The 20,744-nt window shown below is 71.5% G+C and carries 23 protein-coding genes; 7 read left to right on the forward strand and 16 right to left on the reverse strand.

Features of this window, described 5'->3' with window-relative positions:
* The 3 genes from BLR90_RS20475 to BLR90_RS20485 all read right to left on the reverse strand — a co-directional run.
* Nucleotides 1-1,001, reverse strand: a 1,001-nt coding sequence (locus tag BLR90_RS20475) for an IS30 family transposase (RefSeq protein WP_143016296.1), incomplete at its 3' end; no start/stop codon positions are given.
* Nucleotides 1,002-1,093: 92 nt separating this feature from the next.
* Entirely contained in the window at nucleotides 1,094-1,630 is a 537-nt protein-coding gene (locus tag BLR90_RS20480) for a MaoC family dehydratase (protein WP_091027094.1), read from the reverse strand.
* A 57-nt stretch (nucleotides 1,631-1,687) separates the two neighbouring features.
* Nucleotides 1,688-1,870: a DUF5302 domain-containing protein gene (locus BLR90_RS20485; RefSeq protein WP_091027095.1), complete on the reverse strand. Its 183-nt coding sequence runs from the start codon at nucleotides 1,868-1,870 to the stop codon at nucleotides 1,688-1,690.
* Between the two features lie 52 nt (nucleotides 1,871-1,922).
* Here BLR90_RS20485 and BLR90_RS20490 point away from each other — a divergent pair, with 52 nt between their 5' ends.
* Nucleotides 1,923-2,450: a DUF6174 domain-containing protein gene (locus BLR90_RS20490; protein WP_143016297.1), complete on the forward strand. Its 528-nt coding sequence runs from the start codon at nucleotides 1,923-1,925 to the stop codon at nucleotides 2,448-2,450.
* Nucleotides 2,451-2,454: 4 nt separating this feature from the next.
* Here BLR90_RS20490 and BLR90_RS20495 read toward each other — a convergent pair whose 3' ends face one another.
* From BLR90_RS20495 to BLR90_RS20540, 10 genes are all read right to left on the reverse strand, one after another.
* Nucleotides 2,455-3,456 carry a hypothetical protein gene (locus tag BLR90_RS20495; RefSeq protein ID WP_143016298.1) on the reverse strand — a complete coding sequence of 334 codons (1,002 nt, stop codon included), beginning with the start codon at nucleotides 3,454-3,456 and terminating at the stop codon, nucleotides 2,455-2,457.
* A gap of 10 nt (nucleotides 3,457-3,466) precedes the next feature.
* Nucleotides 3,467-4,519, reverse strand: a complete 1,053-nt coding sequence (locus BLR90_RS20500) for a DUF2332 domain-containing protein (RefSeq protein ID WP_091027098.1) — start codon at nucleotides 4,517-4,519, stop codon at nucleotides 3,467-3,469.
* A gap of 2 nt (nucleotides 4,520-4,521) precedes the next feature.
* Nucleotides 4,522-5,727, reverse strand: a complete 1,206-nt coding sequence (locus tag BLR90_RS20505; RefSeq protein ID WP_091027099.1) for an acyl-CoA dehydrogenase family protein — start codon at nucleotides 5,725-5,727, stop codon at nucleotides 4,522-4,524.
* A gap of 79 nt (nucleotides 5,728-5,806) precedes the next feature.
* A complete protein-coding gene (locus BLR90_RS20510) occupies nucleotides 5,807-6,040 on the reverse strand; it encodes a hypothetical protein (protein ID WP_091027100.1) in 234 nt (77 codons plus the stop codon).
* Nucleotides 6,037-7,338: a DUF6752 domain-containing protein gene (locus BLR90_RS21195; protein ID WP_091027101.1), complete on the reverse strand. Its 1,302-nt coding sequence runs from the start codon at nucleotides 7,336-7,338 to the stop codon at nucleotides 6,037-6,039. Before BLR90_RS21195 ends, BLR90_RS20510 begins: the two co-directional genes overlap by 4 nt.
* Nucleotides 7,335-8,918: a class I SAM-dependent methyltransferase gene (locus BLR90_RS20520; RefSeq protein WP_091027102.1), complete on the reverse strand. Its 1,584-nt coding sequence runs from the start codon at nucleotides 8,916-8,918 to the stop codon at nucleotides 7,335-7,337. The genes BLR90_RS21195 and BLR90_RS20520 overlap by 4 nt, the downstream gene beginning before the upstream one ends.
* A gap of 11 nt (nucleotides 8,919-8,929) precedes the next feature.
* Nucleotides 8,930-9,979 (reverse strand): endonuclease/exonuclease/phosphatase family protein, encoded by a 1,050-nt coding sequence (locus BLR90_RS20525; protein WP_091027103.1) that lies wholly within the window; start codon nucleotides 9,977-9,979, stop codon nucleotides 8,930-8,932.
* Complete coding sequence (locus BLR90_RS20530; protein ID WP_091027104.1) at nucleotides 9,976-12,177, reverse strand: RCC1 domain-containing protein; 2,202 nt, start codon at nucleotides 12,175-12,177, stop codon at nucleotides 9,976-9,978. Before BLR90_RS20530 ends, BLR90_RS20525 begins: the two co-directional genes overlap by 4 nt.
* A 61-nt stretch (nucleotides 12,178-12,238) precedes the next feature.
* Nucleotides 12,239-13,615 carry a phospholipase D-like domain-containing protein gene (locus BLR90_RS20535; RefSeq protein WP_143016299.1) on the reverse strand — a complete coding sequence of 459 codons (1,377 nt, stop codon included), beginning with the start codon at nucleotides 13,613-13,615 and terminating at the stop codon, nucleotides 12,239-12,241.
* Nucleotides 13,616-13,794: 179 nt separating this feature from the next.
* Nucleotides 13,795-14,196: a hypothetical protein gene (locus tag BLR90_RS20540; RefSeq protein WP_143016300.1), complete on the reverse strand. Its 402-nt coding sequence runs from the start codon at nucleotides 14,194-14,196 to the stop codon at nucleotides 13,795-13,797.
* 67 nt (nucleotides 14,197-14,263) lie between these two features.
* Between BLR90_RS20540 and BLR90_RS20545 the strand changes: the two genes are divergently transcribed.
* The 4 genes from BLR90_RS20545 to BLR90_RS20560 are packed head-to-tail and all read left to right on the forward strand — an operon-like array spanning nucleotide 14,264 to nucleotide 17,618.
* Nucleotides 14,264-15,535: a magnesium transporter MgtE N-terminal domain-containing protein gene (locus tag BLR90_RS20545; RefSeq protein ID WP_091027107.1), complete on the forward strand. Its 1,272-nt coding sequence runs from the start codon at nucleotides 14,264-14,266 to the stop codon at nucleotides 15,533-15,535.
* Nucleotides 15,528-16,091 carry a DUF1003 domain-containing protein gene (locus tag BLR90_RS20550; RefSeq protein ID WP_091027108.1) on the forward strand — a complete coding sequence of 188 codons (564 nt, stop codon included), beginning with the start codon at nucleotides 15,528-15,530 and terminating at the stop codon, nucleotides 16,089-16,091. Before BLR90_RS20545 ends, BLR90_RS20550 begins: the two co-directional genes overlap by 8 nt.
* Nucleotides 16,092-16,103: 12 nt before the next feature.
* Nucleotides 16,104-17,279 carry an Mrp/NBP35 family ATP-binding protein gene (locus BLR90_RS20555; RefSeq protein ID WP_091027109.1) on the forward strand — a complete coding sequence of 392 codons (1,176 nt, stop codon included), beginning with the start codon at nucleotides 16,104-16,106 and terminating at the stop codon, nucleotides 17,277-17,279.
* A 3-nt stretch (nucleotides 17,280-17,282) separates the two neighbouring features.
* Nucleotides 17,283-17,618 (forward strand): sec-independent translocase, encoded by a 336-nt coding sequence (locus BLR90_RS20560; RefSeq protein ID WP_091027110.1) that lies wholly within the window; start codon nucleotides 17,283-17,285, stop codon nucleotides 17,616-17,618.
* 20 nt (nucleotides 17,619-17,638) lie between these two features.
* Here BLR90_RS20560 and BLR90_RS20565 read toward each other — a convergent pair whose 3' ends face one another.
* The 3 genes from BLR90_RS20565 to BLR90_RS20800 form a co-directional block, all read right to left on the reverse strand.
* Nucleotides 17,639-18,172: a hypothetical protein gene (locus BLR90_RS20565; protein ID WP_091027111.1), complete on the reverse strand. Its 534-nt coding sequence runs from the start codon at nucleotides 18,170-18,172 to the stop codon at nucleotides 17,639-17,641.
* A gap of 81 nt (nucleotides 18,173-18,253) precedes the next feature.
* A complete protein-coding gene (locus BLR90_RS20570; RefSeq protein WP_091027112.1) occupies nucleotides 18,254-18,550 on the reverse strand; it encodes a hypothetical protein in 297 nt (98 codons plus the stop codon).
* Nucleotides 18,528-19,058 carry a hypothetical protein gene (locus tag BLR90_RS20800; RefSeq protein WP_143016301.1) on the reverse strand — a complete coding sequence of 177 codons (531 nt, stop codon included), beginning with the start codon at nucleotides 19,056-19,058 and terminating at the stop codon, nucleotides 18,528-18,530. Before BLR90_RS20800 ends, BLR90_RS20570 begins: the two co-directional genes overlap by 23 nt.
* Nucleotides 19,059-19,208: 150 nt before the next feature.
* On the opposite strand from BLR90_RS20800, the gene BLR90_RS20575 reads away from it, so the two are divergent.
* On the forward strand, nucleotides 19,209-19,868 hold the full coding sequence (locus BLR90_RS20575) for a LysM peptidoglycan-binding domain-containing protein (RefSeq protein ID WP_143016302.1): 660 nt from the start codon (nucleotides 19,209-19,211) through the stop codon (nucleotides 19,866-19,868).
* A gap of 10 nt (nucleotides 19,869-19,878) precedes the next feature.
* A complete protein-coding gene (locus tag BLR90_RS20580; protein ID WP_091027114.1) occupies nucleotides 19,879-20,355 on the forward strand; it encodes an Rv3235 family protein in 477 nt (158 codons plus the stop codon).
* Nucleotides 20,356-20,744 lie beyond the last annotated feature (389 nt).

The following is a 20,744-nucleotide window of genomic DNA, read 5'->3' on the forward strand; positions in this document are numbered from 1 at the left end:
CGCTGCCAGGGCGAGTGGGGATCACAGAAGTAGATGTCGAGATCGGTCGCAGCGGCGATCTGGACGTGGTTGGCCATCTCGCTTCCCTGGTCCCAGGTCATGGTCTTGCGCAGGGTTTCTGGGAGCCGGCTCATCGCTTCGATCATCGCTTCAGCGACAGCGTCCGCGCCGTGATTCTCGGGTAGGTGGAGCAGGGCCACGAACCCGGTCGTCCTCTCGACCAGGGTCCCGATCGCAGACTTCGAGTACGCCCCCACGATCAGGTCGCCTTCCCAGTGCCCGGGCACTGCTCGGTCCTCGACCTCGGGCGGCCGTTCGGCGATGCCGACCATCCCGGGGATCTTTCCGCGCCGCTCCCCGAGGGCTCTGCGGGGCTTACGCAGCGCGCGGCCGGTGCGCAGCCGTACGTGCAGGTCACGGCGTAGTTCACCGCGGCCCTGGACGTAGAGCGCCTGGTAGATCACCTCGTGGCTCACGTGCATGTCCTCGTCGTCGGGGAAGTCCATCTTCAACCGTGCGGCGATCTGCTCGGGACTGTGCTCGTCCTCCAGGGCTGCGGTGACCAGGGCGGCCAGGGCCGGGTTCCTGGCCAGCTTGCCGGGTAGGTGGCCGCGCGAGGCCCGCCGGTCCGCGGCGGCCTGGGCGACCGAGGCGCGGTACTTCGGGCGCCGCTGAGGACGAAACAAGGAGCCCGCAGCGAGCTCGCGCCCGATCGTTGACCTGTGGACCCCGACGCGGCGAGCGATCTCGGCGTTCGAGAGGTCTTGAGCCTTGAGGACCGCGATCTCCTCGCGTTGCTCCAAGCTCAGACGCGGACGTCGACCAACCGGCCCTGGTGAAGGTGGAAGCACCCCGCCACGTTGTCGGAACCATCGCAGTGCTGAGGGCTCAGACACACCGGCAACAGCCGCTGCCTCTGCGGTCGAGGAACCTTCACGAATCGCCGACCAGAACACCTGCTCGAGCCCTTTGGATAACCGCGGACGACCTGGACCACCCATCGCTGCAACACCCCTGCCTGACTAGAGGTGTTGCATCCATCCCTTGAACCCAAGGTTGACCCGCCCGAAAGTTTCGGGCGGGTCAACGTCAATCAGTCGGTGGGAGCTTCGCCGGGCCAGTTCTTGTCGGGCTGGGGGACGGGGCGGCCGGGCTGCTCGCCGCCGCGGTCGGTGAGGTAGCTGTCCTTGGGGACCATCACCTTGCGACGGAAGATGCAGACGACCTTGCCGTCCTGGTTGTAGCCGATGGTCTCGACGTAGACCACGCCGCGGTCGTCCTTGGACTTCGACTCCCACTTGTCGAGCACGCGGGTCTCGCCGTAGAGCGTGTCGCCGTGGAAGGTCGGGGCGACGTGGCGCAGCGACTCGATCTCGAGGTTGGCGATCGCCTTGCCGGAGATGTCGGGCACCGACATGCCGAGCAGGATCGAGTAGACGTAGTTGCCGACCACGACGTTCTTGCCGAACTGCGTCGTGGACTCGGCGTAGTTGACGTCGAGGTGCAGGGGGTGGTGGTTCATGGTGAGCAGGCAGAACATGTGGTCGTCGAACTCGGTGACCGTCTTGCCTGGCCAGTGCTTGTAGATCGCACCGACCTCGAACTCCTCATAGCTACGACCGAACTGCACCTGCACTCCTCGGGGTCGACGACGTCGCCCCGATTCTGTCAGCCGCTCGTACGACGGTCAGGAGCCGCCCCCACCGGCCTTGCGGCGATGCATCTTCGGAGCGCCGCCGATGACCTCCGAGCCGTGTGCCTTCTCCGGGGTCGGGCCTTCCTGGTGGACCCCCTTCTCCTTGGCGTTCTTGCGCTCGAGCGCCTCGCGCATCTTGGACTTGAGGTCTTCGTTGCTGTTGGAGTCGGTCATGCCTCCACCTTCGCACGGGAGGCAAGGACCGTCGACCGATATGTTCGGCGACATGCAACCCAGCGGCGCCGGCGCCCGTCAGAACCTCATGATGCGCACCCTGCTCGCGACCGCCGCCGTGTCCCTCGTCCTCGTCGGCTGCGGCTCCGAGCCCGACGACGACACCGTCGCCAACGACCCCACGACGTCGCCCACCCCGACAGAGACCACGTCCACCGCCCAGCCGACCGTCGGCACCTACCCCGACTTCGAGCCCGACGACTACAGCTACACGCTCGTCGTCTCCTGCTTCTGCCCCGACGCTGGCACCCCGGTGCGCGTCACCGTCGTCGCCGGCGAGGCGGTCGAGGCGGTCTACGCCGAGGACGGACGCGGGGTGACCCAGGGCGATCCGGCGCCGGAGTACCGCTGGCTGACGATCGACGAGGTCATCGAGGCCGCCAACGACACCGAGGCCGCGGTGGTCAAGGTCAAGTGGCCCGAGGGCCAGGAGTACCCCAGCGCGGTCTCCGTCGACCAGGACAAGATGATGGCCGACGAGGAGATCGGCTACCTCGTCTCGGACGTCGTCGTCGGCTGAGCGTCTATCCAGGCTGAGACCGGCGCCCCTGAAGTACGACGTCCCGCAGCTCCTCGACCTCGGCGCGCAGCCGCTCGTCGACGGGGACCGTCTCCGGGTCGATGCCCGGCACCGCGACCGGCGCCAGCTCCGCCAGGTCGCCCACGACCCGCGCACCCGTGGCCCGCAGCCGCCCCTCGATCTCCCCGGCTCGCTGCACCAGCCAGGCCGACGGTTCGAAGCCGATCGGCGCGCCGCCGCGCCCCGCGAGGGCGCGCTTGCCCAGCCCGAACTTGACCAGCCGGTGGTACTCCCCCGTCGGCAGGTCGTCGTCACGCAGCCGCAGGTTGAGCTCGCGCAGCAGCACCGCCGACGCCGCGTCGAGTGACGTGTTGGCCGGCTCGACTGGCGCCGCGTCGCGCGCCTCGAGCCCCGCTGCGTCACAGAACCGCTCCCAGAGCAGTCCCGGCTCGGCGCCCGCCGGCGGCACGGTCACGAGCGCCACGCGCTCCGGTCCGACCTCCGCCACCCAGTTGCCCGCGATGCGCCCCATCCCCTGCTGCCGCCAGAACGCCCGGGCCGGCCGCCGGGCGCCCGCGAGCTGACCGACGTACTCCGCCCAGGGGACGACGCCGCCGTTCTGCAGGCTCTCCTGCCACATCGCCGGGACGGTGCGCCCGAGGTCGCGCAGGGTCACGACCACCTCGACGGTTGCAGGCGCCAGCGAGCCCACGACGCGGGCGATCGAGTCGGGCGTCGCCGGGCCGAGGAACTCCATGCTCACGATCGCCGGGCCGTCGTGCGCCACCACCTCGTCGATCAGCGCGGCCCAGCGCCCTGCGGACTTGTCCAGCAGCTGCTTGCGTCCGAGCACGTCGCTGACCGCCAGCATCTGGTCACGCCAGCGCTCGCCGGGCAGCAGCACGCCGCGCTCAGCGAGCAGGGTGCGGTTGGCGTCGAGGCGCCGCTGGAGGTACGACGTGCCGGACTTCATCAGCCCCACGTGCAGGACCACCCGGCTCGCCATGGGCCGCACGCTAGTGCAGGAGCTCGACGTGGGTAGGTACGCCGTGGCCGACCGACGTGCCCAGCACACGCCGCTCCCCCGTCGGCCAGGTCTCGAGCCAGACCAGGAACTCGTGCTCCGACTCCGGCGTACGCCGCGAGGGCTCGAGGTAGACGTGGGCGAACGGCGCCTCCCGCGTCGCCCGCGCGCCGAGCGCGTCGATGCTCGCGCGCACCCGGTCCTGCTCGTCGCGGCCGAGGTACTGCCACATCACGCTGTGCCACAGCACGGTCGTGGTGGCGTCCACGAGGTCGAGGCCGGCCACGAGGTCGCCCGCGGCCTCCCGTCGTACGACGGTCGGCGTGCGGTCGGCCAGCGCGAAGGCGCCGCGCAGCCGCTCCAGCCGGTGGGTCTGGTCGGGCCAGACGTAGGCGGTCAGGGTCAGCCGGCCCTCGGTGGTGCGTACGTCGACCGGCATCACGTCGGAGCCCAGGCGCTCCACGATCCGCGGCGGCTCACCCAGCGACTCACCCAGCGGCAGGACGCCGGTCCAGGCGGGGTCGAGCACGACCGGCGAGTCCTCCGGCCCGACCGAGCCGGACGGGGTGACGTAGCGGAACTGGTCGGCCAGCAGGTTGAGCCCGCCGGACGAGCCGATCTCGAACAGCCGCACCGGGTGCGGCCACGGCAGCGCGAGCAGACCGGCCATCAGCGCGGTGGCGCGCCCGACCTCGTTGGTCTGCGGCGGCCGGTCCAGCCACTCCCGTACGGCGTCCGGTTCGGCGGCGAGCAGGTCGCGCAGGGCCAGCCAGCCGGCCTCGGGCTCCCAGGTGCCGCCCACGCTCGGGTAGTACGCCGCCAGCGCGCCGCCCCGGCGCTCCAGCACCAGACGGTGGACGCTGCCCAGCAGCCGCAGCGCCAGCGCCGACGGACCCGGGTCGTCCTCGTGGCCGGCGAGCACCATCGACGTGGGCCCGCCCGCGGCGAGGTCGTCGGCCAGCCGCTCGCACAGGCCGGCGTACATCGGCGAGCCGAGGTGGGCGCAGGCCGGTGCCTGGCGACGTACGGCCTCGACGACGTCCACGGCTACTTCTTCAGCTTGTAGTCCTTGAGCAGCGACCGGCCGATGATCATCTTCTGGATGTCGGAGGTGCCCTCGCCGATCAGCATGAACGCGGCCTCGCGGTAGAGGCGCTCGATCTCGTACTCCTTGGAGTAGCCGTAGCCGCCGTGGATCCGGAAGGAGTCCTGGACGACCTCGTTGCAGTACTCCGCGGCCACCATCTTGGCCATGCCGGCCTCGACGTCGTTGCGCTCGCCCGAGTCCTTGGTGCGCGCGGCGCGGACCATCATCGTGTGGGCGACCTCGACCTTGGTCGCCATCTCAGCGAGCCGGAAGAGAATCGCCTGGTGCTCGGCGATCTGCTTGCCGAAGGTCTCGCGGGTCTGGGCGTAGGCGACGCCGAGCTCAAAGGCCCGGTTGGCGATGCCGCAGGCGCGCGCGGCGACGTTGACGCGGCCCACCTCGACGCCGTCCATCATCTGGTAGAAGCCCTGGCCCGGCTCACCGCCCAGGATCTGGTCGGCGGAGACCTGGTGGTTGTCGAAGATCGCCTCGGTGGTCTCGACGCCCTTGTAGCCCATCTTGTCGAGCTTGCCGGGGATGGTCAGGCCCGGTGCGGTCTCGCCGAAGCCGGGCTCCTTCTCCACGAGGAATGTCGTCATGTTCTTGTAGACCGAGTCGGCGCCCTCGTCGGTCACCACGAGCGTGGCCACCAGTGTCGAGGTGCCGCCGTTGGTCAGCCACATCTTCTGGCCCGTGATGGAGTAGCCCCCATCAGCACCGTCGTTCTTCGTCGCCTTGGTCTTGATCGCGGCCACGTCGGAGCCGAGACCGGGCTCGGACATCGAGAAGGCACCGCGCACCTCGCCGGTGGCCATCTTCGGCAGGTACTTCTTCTTCTGCTCCTCGGTGCCGTGCCTCATCAGCATGTAGGCCACGATGAAGTGGGTGTTGATGACGCCGGAGACGCTCATCCAGCCACGCGCGATCTCCTCCACGCACAGCGCGTAGGTGAGCAGCGACTCGCCCAGCCCGTCGTACTCCTCGGGGATCATCAGCCCGAAGATGCCGAGCTCCTTGAGGCCGTCGACGATCTCCTGGGGGTACTCGTCGGCGTGCTCGAGCTCGGTCGCGACGGGGAGGATCTTCTCGTCGACGAAGGTCCGGACCGCCTTGAGGATCTCGGTCTGGTCGTCGGTGAGTCCGTCGGTCTGGCAGAGGCGACCCATGGTCTGCTCCTTCGTCTCGGTCGTACAGGCGGCGAGAACGTTACCCGCCGGTAGGTTCGGGGCTAAATCGTGTCCACGGTCAGCGCCGCCGTCGCAGCAGGCGGGTGCGGTGCTCGAGCGGGCCTACCAGCGCCTGCTCGAGGGCGGTCACCTGCGCGGCCAGCGGGTCGGCGAGCAGGGTGTTCTCCGCGACCGCCTCCTCGAGGTCCTCGACCCGTCGCTGCAGGCGGAGCACCTCCTCCAGGCCGGTGCCGGCCGCCATCCGCCGGGCGACCCCGTCGAGGCGGGCGGGCACCTTCAGAGGGACCTTCACAGCGACTCGCTGCGGTAGGCGTTGAGGGCCTTGGCGGCCACCCGGCCGTCGGTCGAGTGCGGCGGCATCAGCAGCTCGGTGACGACGTCGGTCAGCTCGGCGACCCGCAGGTGCAGCGCCCGGCTGCGGGCCACCTCGGCCTCGAGCTCGGCCACGCGGGCCCGCAGGTCCTCGGCGCGGGACTCGACCCGCGGCGCCGTGACCCGTCGTACGACGCCCTTGCCCAGCGCCTTGATCCGCGAGCCCTCGTCGGCGAGCAGCGAGGTGTCGGTGTCGCGCTCCAGCGTGCGCTCGCGCACGAGCAGCAGTAGCCGGACGATGGTCTCGACTGCGGTGTCGAGCAGCTCGGCGTCGGTCGCCTCCCCCGGGGTGCGGGCGTCACGCCGGCTGGCGAGGATGTCATCGAGGTCGCCGTGTACGGCGTAGCCCGCGTCGCGCAGTGCGGTCGCGGCCTCCTCGGCACGCTGGGTCGCGTCGGCGAACTGCTCGTCGGTGATGCCGATCGGCTCGCCGCCGAGCTCGACCAGGACCCCGTGGGCGAGGGTGTCGCGCAGCCAGCGGGACTGCTCGCGGCTGCCCGAGATCGGCTCGCGCACCTTCTCGTTGACGCGGCGCAGCAGCTCGGCGGCGACCAGCCCCAGGGAGGCGTTGGCCCGCTCCACGTCGAGCTGGAGACCGGGAACCTCGATGCCGCAGGCCTGCGCGAAGCGGCTCCACAGCTCGTGGTCTCCGGACCGGTCGCGGGGCACGGTGACGATGTGCACGTGCTCGGGCGGCAGGGACGCGCCCCAGCGGGCCGCGACCCCGGAGGGGTCCATGGTGCGCCAGGCCCACTCGGCGCGGGGGCCGGCGGACTCCGGGCGCGGCCGCCAGCGCTCGAGCGGCGTGGTCAGCGCGAACTTCAGGCGCTCCTGCCAGGCCGACGGCACGGCGGAGCCCAGGTCGCGGGCGGTCACGACGACGTGGACCTCGATCCCGTCGAGGTCGGCGAGGGCGGAGCGGACCTGTTCGGGAGACGCGCCCGCGAACAGCTCGTAGCTGAGCACCGCGGACTCGCCGCGCCAGCCCCTGACCTGCGCGACCAGCCGGCTCCACGACGTGCGGGCGCGCTCGGGCAGGCTCTCGAGCCGCGGGTCCTGGCGGACCACCATCGCGGCGTGGATCCGGTCGAGGTGACGGTCGCCGACGACCAGGACACCGGCGTCGGCGAGCCGGGCGCGGTTGGTCTCGAGGACCCGCTGCAGGTAGGTCGTGCCCGACTTCGGCGCACCGACGTGCAGGTAGAGACGCTGGGTCACTGCTCGGGGTCCTCTCCTGCCGGGCGGGTGCTGGCCGGCCACTCGACGACCATTCTCCACCGCGCGGGTGCGCCACCCGACACCGCGGCCGCCGCCGCGAGGAACCCCTCCCGGTGGGTGACCGTCCCGCCGGCGCGTACGGCGGCGCCCTCGAGCATCCGCGGGTCCAGCGAGTGGCGCCGGCCGCCGCCGTGGGCGGAGCGCCACTCGGCCGCGTCGGGGCGCGACAGCGCGTGGCCCTCGAGGTACGCCGTACCACCGGCGCGCAGCGTCATCGACGCGAAGCGCCAGAAGCTGTCCAGGCCGTCGGCGTCCAGGGTCTCGAGCACCTCGCGGGCGTAGAGGCTGTGCGGCCGCTTGTCGCGGGCGACCAACGCGGCCCGGGTGAGCACGTCGCGCAGGTCGTAGAGGTTGAGGTGCGAGAACGACACGGCCAGCTTGCCGCGGCGGGCCAGCCGCTGAGGGCGGCGCAGCGACGGGCGGGCGTAGTCGAGCGCGACCACGGGGAAGCCGGCGCCCGCGAGGTGGAGCGCGTCCTGGCCGGAGCCGGAGCCGATCTCGATCACGCGGCTGCCGGCCGGCAGCCGCGCGGCGACCCAGCGGGCGAAGTCGGAGGGCCCGTGGGCGGTGTCCTTGAAGAGGTCGGAGACGTGCTGCTCCCAGTCGCGCCGCTGGCGCATCAGCGAGGAGAACCAGCCGTCGAAGCGCTGCCCGATCTCGGGGCCCGGCTCGTGCTTGAACGACGGGTCGGGCACCCGCCAGCCGGGCCCGTAGGAGACGGCCAGCATCGCGTCGGGGTCGGCGGGGGCCGGGAGCATCCGGCCCTCGAACTCGAGCTCGGTCAGGGGCAGGATCGCCGAGCGCGGGACCCGCTGACGCACGGTGGCGGTCTCGTAGAGGAGGTCGCCGACGTAGAAGCAGGTGTAGACGTCGATGCTGGCCATCCCGCCGTCGGGCGAGGTCCACACGACGGTGATGAACGAGCCCGACTTGTTGAGCACGCTCATGCCGTGGCGCCGCAGCGCCCGACCGATCTCGTAGAGCTCCACCGCCATCTCGGCCGGCGTCGCCTTGTCGCTGAGGTAGGCCAGGTCGATGTCGGAGTCGTGGCCGATGACCTTGCCCTCGCGGGCGGCCCCCAGCAGGGTGCCGAAGGCGATCCAGCCCTGGACCCCGCACTCGGTCTCCATCACGTCGAGGATCCGGTCGGTGATGTCGACCATCTGCTCGACGACCCCGGCGTCGCGACCGGAGAATGGCCGCTGGAGCAGGCCCCACTTGTCGATCATCACCGGGATCCCGGCCTTGTCGACGAAGCGGACCCGCCCCTTGCCGTTGCCGAACGACACGGCTCCGGAGAAGAGCTCCTCGTCGCCGGAGACCACGCGGACGTCGGAGACGCCGTTGAGCCAGCGCTTCATCCGCTTGGGCCAGGGCACCAGCGTCTCGTCGCGGCCCCGGCGGGGGGTGGCGGTGTAGGACCACGCGTGGTGACCGTCGAAGTAGACGTCACCGGTGCCGTCGTAGTCCGCGGGGAGGTGCACGCCCGCGTCGTCGACCCGTACGTCCGTCTCCGCCACGACAGGCGAGGTTACGGCACCGACACCGTGCTGGTGAGCACGGCATGGTCGGTGATCCGGCGTACCTCGGGGCCCTCGTCGAGGCGGAATCCCGAGAACGAGATGTCGGGGGTGCCGAAGATCCAGTCGACGCGGTTGGGGCGAGGCGCCCGGCAGCTCCCCCCGGAGCTGGAGCCGCCGTTGGCCGCGATCATCCCGGCGTTGGCACTGAAGTAGCAGAACGCCTCTTCGTGCTCGTTGAAGTCGCCGATCAGGAAGACCGGGATGCCGTCCTTGCGCAGCTCGCGGACCGCCTCCGCCTCGATCGCCATCGCCTTGTCGCGCTCACCCTCACGCCCCTGCGCGTCCCGCGGGGAGTTGTGGATGTTGAGGACGTAGATCTCGCGGCCGGTCTCGGCGTGCTGGAGCCGGACGACCGGCTGGGGGCGGGTCTTGCCCATGAATGGCACGGTGATGGAGCCCTTGAACGTCGGGCTCCACACCGACGACTTCCACATCAGCGACTGCGGGATCCCCTGGCCGCCCAGCGCGGCGCCGGGCCAGAACTCCCAGGCACCGCCCAGCGCCCGGTCGAGACCGCTGAGCTGGTCGCCCTGGAGCTCCTGGAGCCCGACCACGCTGGAGCCGTAGGAGGCGAGCAGCGGCGCCGCCCACTCGGTGCGGATCCGGCCCGGAGCGAACTCCGCGGCAGGCCCGCCCGGGGCGGTGTGCTGGCTGCCGAGAATGTTGAACGTCGTGATCACGAAGCTGTAGGGCAGGTCGCCGGCGAGGCCCTCGGCCGCGGCGGCGAGGGACTTGGCGCCCGACGGGATGCTCTGCGGGGCGATCTTGCCGCGATCCTGGAGGGCCTTGCTCGCAATCTCCTCGGGCGACATGGTCGCGAGCTCGGCAGCACCGGTGCTCAACGGTGCAGACGGGGTGGCCGCCTGCGGCGCAGGGGTCTCGGACCCGCCGCGCCCGATCAGGTTGGCCGCGACGACGACGAGCACGATCGCGACCACGCCGCCGACGGTGGCGAGGACGCTGAGGCGCTCCTGGGAGAGACGGGGACCGTCGCTCATCGCACCTCCTCCGGGACCGGCTGGTCGCTGCGGGAACCGTTGCCGATCTGGCCCAGCTCGTTGTTGCCCCAACACGCGATGACGCCGCCGTCGCCGGTCCCACACTCGTGGAACCAACCCGCGTCGACCGACAACCAGGGCTGTTCGCTGCTAACTAGGACGGGCACCGTCTGGTGCGCGTTCCGGCCGTCACCGAGCTGCGTGTAGCTGTTGCTGCCCCAGCACCACGCAGCGCCCGTGTTGTCGACGCCGCACGAGGTGGCGTCACCCACGGAGAGGGTAGTCCAGATCCGGTCACCGCTCACCGCAACCGGCGTGCGCCGCAGCACCTTGGTGCCGTCGCCGACCTGGCCCCGACGGTTGAGGCCCCAGCACCAGGCGGCCCCCTCGACGGTGACTCCGCACGTGTGTGCCCACCCCGCACTGAGCTCGGCCCAGAGCTGTGTGCCGGGCACGCGGACCGGCCGCGGCTGCGGGGCCTCGTTGGCGTTGGCGAGCTGGCCGAGGGCGTTCTGCCCCCAGCACCAGGCGGTCGCGTCGGTGCGGACCCCGCACGTGTAGTAGCCGCCGGTGGTCACCGAGGCCCAGTCGCTGTCGGTACCGACCCGGGTGGGCGTGCCCCGGTTGTCGAAGCTGCCGTTGCCGAGCTGGCCGCGCAGGTTGCTCCCCCAGCACCACAGCGAGCCGTTGCTGCGGGTCGCGCAGGTGTGGAACCAGCTGGTGCTGACCGACGTCCACGCGACCGACGTACCCACCTGGACCGGGGTCGAGCGTGGGGCCCCGCGCCCGATGCCGAGCTGGCCGAAGTTGTCGAGCCCCCAGCACCACAGGGTGCCGTCGAGCTTGGTCCCGCAGGTGGTCGACCCACTGGTGCTGAGCGACGCCCAGCCCGCGCTGCCGGCGACCTTCCTCGGCGTCGACGCGGCGGTGGTCGTGCCGTCGCCGAGCTGGCCGAAGCTGTTGCGGCCCCAGCACCAGCCGGTGCCGTCGGCACGGGTCTCGCACGAGGTCTGGCCGCCCGCGCTGACGCCGGCGGACTCCGAGGCCACGGTGAGCACCACGACGCCGCGGGACCCGGTGGTGGCCGGCTCGGTGCCGCGGACGACGTAGGTGATGTTCCAGGTGCCGTACGCCGCCGGGGTGCCCGTGAGCAGGCCGTCGGCCGTGAGCGTGAAGCCCGGCGGCAGCTGCTGCGCGTCGGTCCACTCGACCCCGGCGGCTGCCTCGGGGAGCACGTCGACGGCCAGCTGGAGGGACAGCGGCTGGTCGACCTCGCCCGTGACCACCTGGATCTCCGGGCGCGGCACCGGGCGCAGCAGGGCCAGGCGCCAGACGGTGCCGGCCGCGGCCCGGACCAGGCGCGCGCCCGGGCCGGTGTGGTAGCTCCGCGCAAGCCCGAGCGCCTCCTTGGCGGGGTTGTTGACCGGGTCGCAGACCAGGTCGCGGGCGGTGCACACGTTGACGACGGCGAACGTGGAGATCGTGGGCGGCACGTCGGCCACCGTGCCGACGACGGCGAAGACGCCGCTGCGTCTCGGGCCGGCCGCGGGGGCGCCCACGAGCGTCGCCACGCTGCGCGCCAGCCGGTCGGGGTCGGAGACGAGCGCAGCACCCGCGACCCGGGACAGGACGTCCGGGTGGCTCTGGAGGGCGCCGAGCACGCGGTGCACGACGGAGGCACCGTGGGCGTAGCCCGCGAGCAGCACCTGCTGGTCGGGACAGTCGAGGGCGGCCTGGCCGAGCGCCGCGAGCGCCCGGTCGACCCCGTCGGCGACCGGCTTCCGCCAGATCCGCACGCGCAGCGGCGTGACCGCAGCCTTGGCCTTCGGCGCGCGCGGGTTGCCGAGCAGCTCGCGCGGCGGCTCGGTCTGCAGAGCGATGCCCACGTGGTGGAGGGTGCGACCCGACGTGGCGGCGTGGCGGCGTACGGCCCGGAGGAAGACGTCGACGGTGCGGCCGGGCTGCTCGGCGCTGCGGGGACGCTCGCCCCCACCGTCGACGGTCAGCAGCAGGGCGTCGTCGCAGCGGTCGACCGCGGCCGCCGTGGCCGCGCCGAGCACCGCCTGGTGGGGCGGCCGGGCGGGACCGGGGTCCGAGGCCTGGTGCAGGACCACGGCCACGACGCCGACCGAGAGCGCCGCCGCGAGGGCGAGCGCCACCAGTGGCGCGCCACGGTGTCGCCAGCCCGGTCGTCGCACGCGCTCACGCTAGGTGCCGTGACCGCCTTCCGGCGGGACGCGCGCGGGGACCGGGCTCAGCTCAGTTGACCTCGATGCCCGACTCGGGACGGATGCCGCTGGCGATCACGCGGGCGCGCGCCATCCTGGCCTCGACCGCCTCGGCGCCGGTCAGGCGCGGAGGGTTGGCGTAGAGGTAGTCGACCCAGTTGGCGTACTGGGCACGGATCCGCGGGCCGATGATGCGCATCACGATCTCGTCGCTGGCCAGCGCGACGCCGGTCCAGTTGGCCGAGCCGTTCCACGTGACGTTGGCGTCGGTGCGGCCCTTGTAGACCCCGCTGACCGCCATGTTCTTCATGTGGAGGTACTTGTCGTAGACGCCGTCGAGGTCGAAGTCCTGGGCGATCTGGCGGATCGGCATCTTGCCGCGGCTGGTGTGCCGCAGGATCGAGAGCACCTGGTTGCCGAACACGGCGTAGACGATCTTGATGTCGCAGCCGTTCTCGTACATGTCGCGCAGCCGGTTGGCGATCTGCTTGCCGCGCTCTCCGTGCATGGAGGTCTGCGCGATCCGGATCTTGGTGCGACCGTTGGTGCCGGTGCCTCCGGTGGCGCCCTTGCAGCGGATGTCGTTGAGGTCGCGCAGCAGCGGGTCGTCGCCGGTGCCCTGGCCCTTGTAGGGGTAGAAGTACGACGTGGTCGACCCGTGCGCGTAGGTCTCGTAGGCCTGCTTGATCGGCTGGTCCCGGCGCATCTGGTCGAAGATGTGCAGGAACTCCTGGTAGATGTTGCCGCGGCCCTTGATCGTGAACATGTCGTTCCACTGCGAGTGGGCGGCGAGGTCGGTGGCGTTGTTGGAGCCGTAGATCACGACGTTGTGCGCCTTACCGGCCTTGCTGAACAGGAAGAACTTCGTGTGCGCGATGCCGGAGTAGTAGCGGCACGAGCTCACGCACTTGCGGGTGAAGCTCTTCTGCGAGGGCATCCGGCTCTTCTGGCCCTCACCGAGCTTGCGGGCCATCCGGTCGAAGCCGGGGTTGGGCTTGGCGGGACCGGCGTTGCCGCGGTCGATGATCACGCGCACCGAGACGCCGCGCTCGTGGGCGCGGATCAGGGCGTTCTGGATGTCGGTGCTCTTGACGTTCCAGCTGGCGATCCGGATCTGCTCGCGGCCCGGGACGCTGTTGATCGTGCGCAGCAGGTGGCGGCGGATCCGGCCGCGGGCCTCCTTGCCGGCGAGCGGGTTGTTGAACTTGGGGCCGGCCGGCGGCGTGTACTTGTCGGGCGCGGGCTTGGGGCCGACGCCTCGCCTGGCCTCGGCCTGCTGGCTGGCGGTGAGAGAGGGGGCGGGCTCGAAGCTCTGGCCCGCGGAGGCCGAGGAGGGAAGACCTCCGAGGAGGCTGGCCACGACGATCAGGCTGGTGGCGAGCACGGTGGCGGCGGAGAGACGTCGCACGCTGGGTTCACACTCCCTGGCTAGGGTGCCGTGACGAGCGCGTCGCGTCGTCCGGCCGGGTCGGGCAGATCGGGGAAGTCCCACCTGGCGGAGGTGCGGCAGGACGGTTCAACGCCCGTTACCCCACCCGCGAGACTGTAACAGTCGGGGCTGGTGATTCAGGAGATCTCGGTCGTGGGTCAGCCGCCGCACTTGTTGAGGGCGGTCTTGAAGCTGTCGTCCTTGGCGAGGGGTCCCTCGGTCTCGTTGACCGGCCCGTTGGGCACGGCGTAAAAGCTGTTGGCGTAGAAGAAGAGCTTGGTGCCGAACTCGCAGTAGACCGACTCCGCCTGGATCTTCTCGGTGCCCTCGAAGCAGCCGCGGTAGCGCTCGGGGAACTTCTTGCCGTCGACCCAGATCTCGCTGCACTGGGGGCTGGTGTCGGGTGGTGCGGACGTCGTCTCGGACTCCGAGGGGCTCGGCGAGGTCGACGTGGTCGGCGTCGGGTCAGGGTCGTCGGCGGACGACGGGGAGTCGTCGCCACACCCCGTGACGAGCACGAGCGGCAGTGCCAGGGCAGCCAGCCAACGTCGAGTCCTCATGCAAGGAGTGTAGGACGAACCGGCGCGGAGCGACCGTGAGCTGCGCTCATGGCACTAGCGTTGCGCTGTGAGCACCACCCCTGCGCGCGTCTACGCCGCCCGGCTCGTCGGGCTGCCGATCTTCGACCCCCGCGGCGACCAGGTCGGCAAGGTCCGCGACCTCGTGGTCGCGATCCGCTCCGAGGAGAGCCAGCCGCGGGTGCTGGGGCTGGTCGCCGAGGTCTTCGGCCGGCGCCGGATCTTCGTGGCGATGACCCGGGTGACCAACATCGACAGCGGGCAGGTCTACACGACCGGGCTGCTCAACATGCGCCGCTTCGAGCAGCGCTCCACCGAGACCCTCGTGATCGGGCAGCTGCTCGACCGCACGGTGGTGATCAAGGAGAGCGGCGTCACCGGCACCGTCTACGACGTGGCCATGGAGCAGGCCCGCAACCGCGACTGGGTGCTGAGCCGAGTCGCGGTCCAGGAGCCGGCCAAGGGGCTGCGTCGCCGCGGCCAGACCCACGTCGTGGAGTGGCGCGACGTCTCGGGTCTCGTGGGCCGCGAGGAGTCGCAGGGCGCCACGCACCTGATCGCCGCGCTCAACGAGATGCGGCCGGCCGACGCGGCCAGCATGATCCACGACCTGCCCTTCGAGCGCCGGGCCGCCGTCGTGGCCGCCCTGGACGACGAGCGACTGGCCGACGTACTCGAGGAGCTGCCGGAGGAGGACCAGGTCCAGATCCTCGAGGCGCTCGACTCCGAGCGGGCCGCCGACGTGCTCGAGGAGATGTCGCCGGACGACGCGGCCGACCTGATCGCCGACCTGCCGCCCGAGACGGCCGAGATCCTGCTGGGCCTGATGGAGCCCGAGGAGGCCGAGGACGTGCGCCGGCTCATGTCGTACGTCGACGACACCGCGGGCGCCATGATGACCCCCGAGCCGGTGATCCTCGGCCCCGACGCCACCATCGCCGACGCGCTGGCCCACGTGCGCAACCCCGAGCTCACCCCCGCGCTCGCCGCCCTGGTCTACGTCTGCCGGCAGCCGCTGGAGACGCCGACCGGCCGGTTCCTCGGCATCGCCCACATCCAGCGGCTGCTGCGCGAGCCGCCCTCCACGCTGGTCGCCGGCGCCCTGGACGACTCGATGGCGTCGCTGCGGCCCGAGGCGACCATCGACCAGGTGGCAGCCCACCTCGCGACCTACAACCTGGTCGCCGCGCCCGTCGTCGACGAGAACGGCCACCTGCTCGGCGCGGTCACCGTCGACGACCTGCTCGACCACATGCTGCCCACCAACTGGCGCGACCGGATGCCCCGCGGCGGTGGACCCCTGGGGGTGAAGGATGGCTGAGCCGCGCACCCCCCGGCTGGACACCCCGCGCAGCACCCGGCGCCGACTGGTCCGCCGCCCGGCCTTCAACCCCGACACGTTCGGTCTCTTCGCCGAGCAGTTCGCCCGGTTCATGGGCACCGCGACGTTCCTGATCTACATGACCGGGTTCGTGCTGCTCTGGGTCGGCTGGAACGCGCTGGCGCCCGATGACTCCCGGTGGGACGCCTACCCGTTCATCTTCCTGACGCTGATGCTCAGCCTCCAGGCGTCGTACGCCGCACCGCTGATCCTGCTCGCGCAGAACCGCCAGGAACAGCGCGACAAAGTGATCGCCGAGCAGGACCGCCAGGCCAACGCGCGGGCGCACGCCGACATGGAGTTCCTGGCCCGCGAGGTGGCGTCGCTGCGGATGGCGGTCGGCGAGGTCACGACCCGCGACTTCCTGCGCTCCGAGCTGCGGGCGCTGCTGGCCGACCTCGACGAGCGTGCGCAGGACGCCCCTCCCGAGGACGCGCCGGAGGGTAAGCAGTCTCACCCCACCGCCGCCTCGGGGCCGGACTCGACCGCCACCTAGACTGGCGGCACCATGAGCTCTTCCTCCCCGTTGCCCACTCTCGACGCCGTCAACGCCGCGCTCGCGACCGTCAACGACCCCGAGATCAAGCGCCCGATCACCGAGATCGGGATGGTCGACACGGTCGTGATCGACCCCGACGGCCTCGTGCACGTCAAGGTGCTGCTGACCGTGGCCGGCTGTCCGCTCAAGGACACGATCACCCGCGACGTCACCGGGGCCGTGAGCCGGGTCGCCGGCGTCACCGGCGTAGACCTCGAGCTCGGCGTCATGAGCGCCGAGCAGCGCAGTGGCCTCCAGGAGGTCCTGCGGGGCGGGCAGGCGCAGCGCGAGATCCCCTTCGCGCAGCCGGGCTCGCTCACCAAGGTCTACGCCATCGCCAGCGGCAAGGGCGGCGTCGGCAAGTCCTCGGTCACCGTCAATCTCGCGCTCTCGATGGCCAAGCTGGGCCTGCGGGTCGGGGTCGTCGACGCCGACATCTACGGCCATTCGGTCCCGGCCATGCTGGGCGTGGCCGACACCCGGCCCACCCAGGTCGAGGACCTGATCATGCCGGTCCCGACGCCGAGCGGCGTCTCGGTCATCTCCATCGGCATGCTCAAGCCGCGCCGCGACCAGGTCGTCGCCTGGCGCGGCCCGATGCTCGACCGGGCCCTGGTCCAGATGCTCTCCGACGTGTTCTGGGGCGACCTGGACGTGCTGCTGCTCGACCTGCCGCCGGGCACCGGCGACGTCGCGATCTCGCTCGGGCAGCACCTGCCCGGCGCCGAGGTCGTCGTGGTGACCACCCCGCAGGAGGCCGCGGCCGAGGTCGCCGAGCGCGCCGGGACGATGGCCTCGATGATGCACCAGCGCGTGGTCGGCGTCGTCGAGAACATGAGCTTCCTGCCCTGCCCCCACTGCACCGCCGAGGGCAAGGACCACCGTCTCGAGATCTTCGGCTCCGGCGGCGGTGACCGCGTGGCCGCCACGCTGTCCGCGCGTTTCGGCTACGACGTACCCGTGATCGGGCGGATCCCGATCGACGTGTCGCTGCGCGAGGGCGGCGACGCCGGCAAGCCGATCGTCGACTCCGACCCCACCGCCCCCGCCGCTGTCGAGCTCGCTGCCATCGCGGGCACCCTGTCGGGCCGCGGTCGCGGACTGGTCGGCATGCAGCTCGGACTGACCCCGACCAGCAAGTTCTGACCCGTGTTCGACGTCGGGCTGGCCGAGCTAGCCGTGATCGCGCTGGTGGCGATCTTCGTCTTCGGACCCGACCGGCTGCCCGAGCTGGCCAAGCAGGCCGGCGCGATGCTGCGCAAGGCGCGCGACTTCGCCAACTCCGCGCGTGACGAACTGCGCGACGAGCTCGGCCCGGAGTTCTCCGACCTCGAGCTGCGCGACCTCGACCCCCGCACCATCGTGCGCAAGCACATCATGGAGGCGATGGAGGACGCCGAGGGCGAGCAGGCGGCGACCCGCACCAAGGGCAAGCGCCCGCTCGACGACGGCGAGGTCCCGCCGTACGACTCAGACGCGACCTGACGCCTGCCTGCGGGGGTCGGTCAGTCGTGGCTCTGGACGGCCGCGAGCGCGGCGAACGTGACCAGCACCGTCCGCCCGGCCGGTCCCGTGAGCTCGACGAAGTCCTGGCCGACCCGGGCCACCTCGCCCTCGTGGGCGTGACCGTCGAGCGTGCGCACGACGCACCGCTCCCCTGACTCCGCCAGTCGACGCAGAGGCGAGCCGAGGCCCAGCCGCGACACCGGCGACCACGCGACCTCCGGCAGCGCACGCTCGGACGCGCCGGTCACCACGGCGACCGCGGCGAGCCGCACCAGCCAGTCCTGACCGGGCCCGCGCACCAGGCACCACTCCGCCGCGCTGCGGCTCAGCGTCCCGGCGACGGTGCCCACGCCGAGGACCTCGAGGGTCACGTCCTGGTCGAGCGAGGCCATGAGCCGGCTGGCGTGCGTGACCTCCTGGTACGCCGACCGGCTGCGGTCGGCGAGCTCCGGCGCGCGCTCGGCGTCGTACAGCGCCTCGGCCTGCTGCTCGAGGTCGTCGAGCAGCGCGAACAGGTCTTCCTCCCAAGCCACCCTCCGAGGGTAGGTGCCACTGGGCAGAACAGAACCGCCCCCAACGTCAGGCGCTGGGGGCGGTTCTCGGTGCGGGGTGACTCAGCGACGGTCGCCGCGCGTCGAGGACGCGTCGTCGTCGTAGAAGTCGCGGCTGCCGGACTTGGCCAGGCCGCGGCTCACCATGTAGCCGATGGTCAGCAGGGTGACGTAGAACCACGCCTCCTGGGCGCCGAAGTCGGTGACGTCGACGAGGGCGGAGGCGACGAGGACGCCGATGACGGCGGCGACGTAGGCGATCAGCTCGGTGGTCTTGAACGACGCCTTGGTCTCGGTGCTCACGCGGCGCGTGGTGCCGTGGACGTGGGTCTGGTTGTCAGTGTGTACAGCGTTCGACATGTTGTCTCCTCGGGATAGATCCAGGGGCTTGGGCCGGGTCGGCCTGACCTGTCCTGGGGTGTGCGCTTGTGGCGCGGTGGGTGCTGGTACCCGCGGTAACGGTCACCAAACGTATGCAAAATGGTGGGCTGGGCCACATGAGCCCGTGGGACCGCCTGGGCGCTACGGCGTCGGCGACGTCCCGGTGGACGGATCCGTACGACCCGGGGTCCAGATGACGACGAGCGCACCGGTCACGAGGTAGATCACCTGGAGGAAGTGGAACGCCCGGATCGGCCAGCTCCCAGCCGTCGCTGCGCTTGAGCGTGGCGACGGCGGCGATCAGGGAGCTGCCGCCGACGACGGCCAGCAGGATCACGCCGGGGAAGTAGTTGCTCTCGAAGTCGGTGTCCCGGACCCACGACGCCTGCTCCGGGATCCAGTCGAGCATCAGCGCGAGCCCGCCCCCCACGGCACTGACAGCGTTGAACAGCAGCAGCCCGAGCAGGCTCCTCCGCTTCGCGTCCATGGCGATCACCCACGCTGCCACCGCCCCGGGCGGCGAGCCAGGGTCGAAGGTCCTCGCACCCGGCGTGCCGCCCGGCTGTGGAGAAACGCTTGACGATTAGGTCAAAGAAGCGCAATCTGACGCAAACAGATGCAAACGCAAGGATCAGCCATGAACGGTCTCGGGACTGCTCGTCGCCTCCGCTGCCTACTGGTGTGGACGGCGACCACCGCGGCGATGGCGCTCGTCGTCGCCTGGTGCGCCGCCGACCTGCCCTCGGCGGCGGGCCTGCGGGACGCCGGGTTCGACCGGGTCCTCGTGTCGCTCTGCGCCGCGGCGCTGGCGGTCTGTGCGCTCTGGTGGTGGCTGGTGACGTCCGTGGTGGTCGTCGAGGCGTGGCGTGGCGCTCCCCCGTGGGCGCTGACCGGCGTCCCGGCCCCGGCGCGGCGGTGGGTGCTGGCGGCGTGCGGCATCGCCCTGGTCGGTGCCGGCGTCGCTCCCGCCGCGGCCACGCCCGGCCACGTCCACGAGGACGACCGGCCCCGGGTCCGGGCCGCGATCGCCGGGCTCCCGTTGCCCGAGCGCCCCCTGGGCGGGCTCCACCTTCCCCACAGCGAGCCCGACCGAGTCGTCGTGGTCGCTGCCGGCGACTCCCTGTGGAGCCTCGCCGCGGACGCGCTCGGCCCCGGAGCCACCGACGCGGCGATTGCCGCCGAGTGGCACCGCATCCACCGCCGCAACCACGGCGTCGTCGGCGCCGACCCCGACCTGATCCACCCCGGGCAGCGCCTCGTGCTGCCACCCCACAGCACACCGCCCACCCACCGTTGAGGAGTCAGCCATGTTTCCCGAGACCGTCGTACCGTTCCGAGTCCCGGTGCCCGTCGCGAGCACCCAGGGCACCCTGGCCCTCGACCTGCTCCCCCGCCAGGACCCACCCGTGGCCCCGGTAGTCCCTATCGGGCGGCAGCGGCGCCGCAGCGCCGAGGCGTGGGCGCAGCGCTTCGTGCAGGCCGCGGTCGAGATCGTCGGCGGCGACCGGCCGGCGACCCAGCTGCTGCGCTGGACCTCCGCCAGCGTCTTCGCCGACCTCAACCGCCGCGCCCAGCTGGTCGCCCGGGCCGGCGGCCACGCCCCCGGCCAGGGTCGCGTGCAACCGGTGCGGCCCCGGGTGCTCAGCGTCCACAGCTGCTTCGTCAGCGAGGACGTGCTCGAGACCAGCGTCCACGTCCGGTACGGCGAGCGCTCCCGGGCCCTCGCCGCCCGGTTCGAGGCGCGCAAGGACCGCTGGGTCTGCACCGCCCTCGACTGGTCCTGAAAACACGTTGACCCGTCACAAACTCACCCAGAAACACGTTGACCCGCCCGAAAGTTTCGGCTCTTGTGACGGATGTGTGGGTGGGGTTGAGCAGTTGACGTAGGACACGCCGTTCTCTGGCTAGGTTTCTGAGCTGTTGAGGAACAGTTACCTGGCGAAGGAGAACGGCGTGTCTGCGCTCACCCTATGGCGACCCCTGCTCGGACTTGAAGACACCGCGATCGAGGACGTTCGAGTCGAGCCGGGTCACGGTGGCCGGGTCGTGGTCAGTGTCCGACCGATGGCGCGTCAGAAGAACCGTTGCGGTCGGTGCCGGCGTCGGTCCCGGCGCTATGACCAGGGACGTGGACGGCGGCTGTGGCGGACCCTGGACCACGGCACCAAGCCCG

Source organism: Nocardioides szechwanensis (assembly GCF_900103935.1).
Taxonomy (GTDB): Bacteria; Actinomycetota; Actinomycetes; order Propionibacteriales; family Nocardioidaceae; genus Nocardioides; species Nocardioides szechwanensis.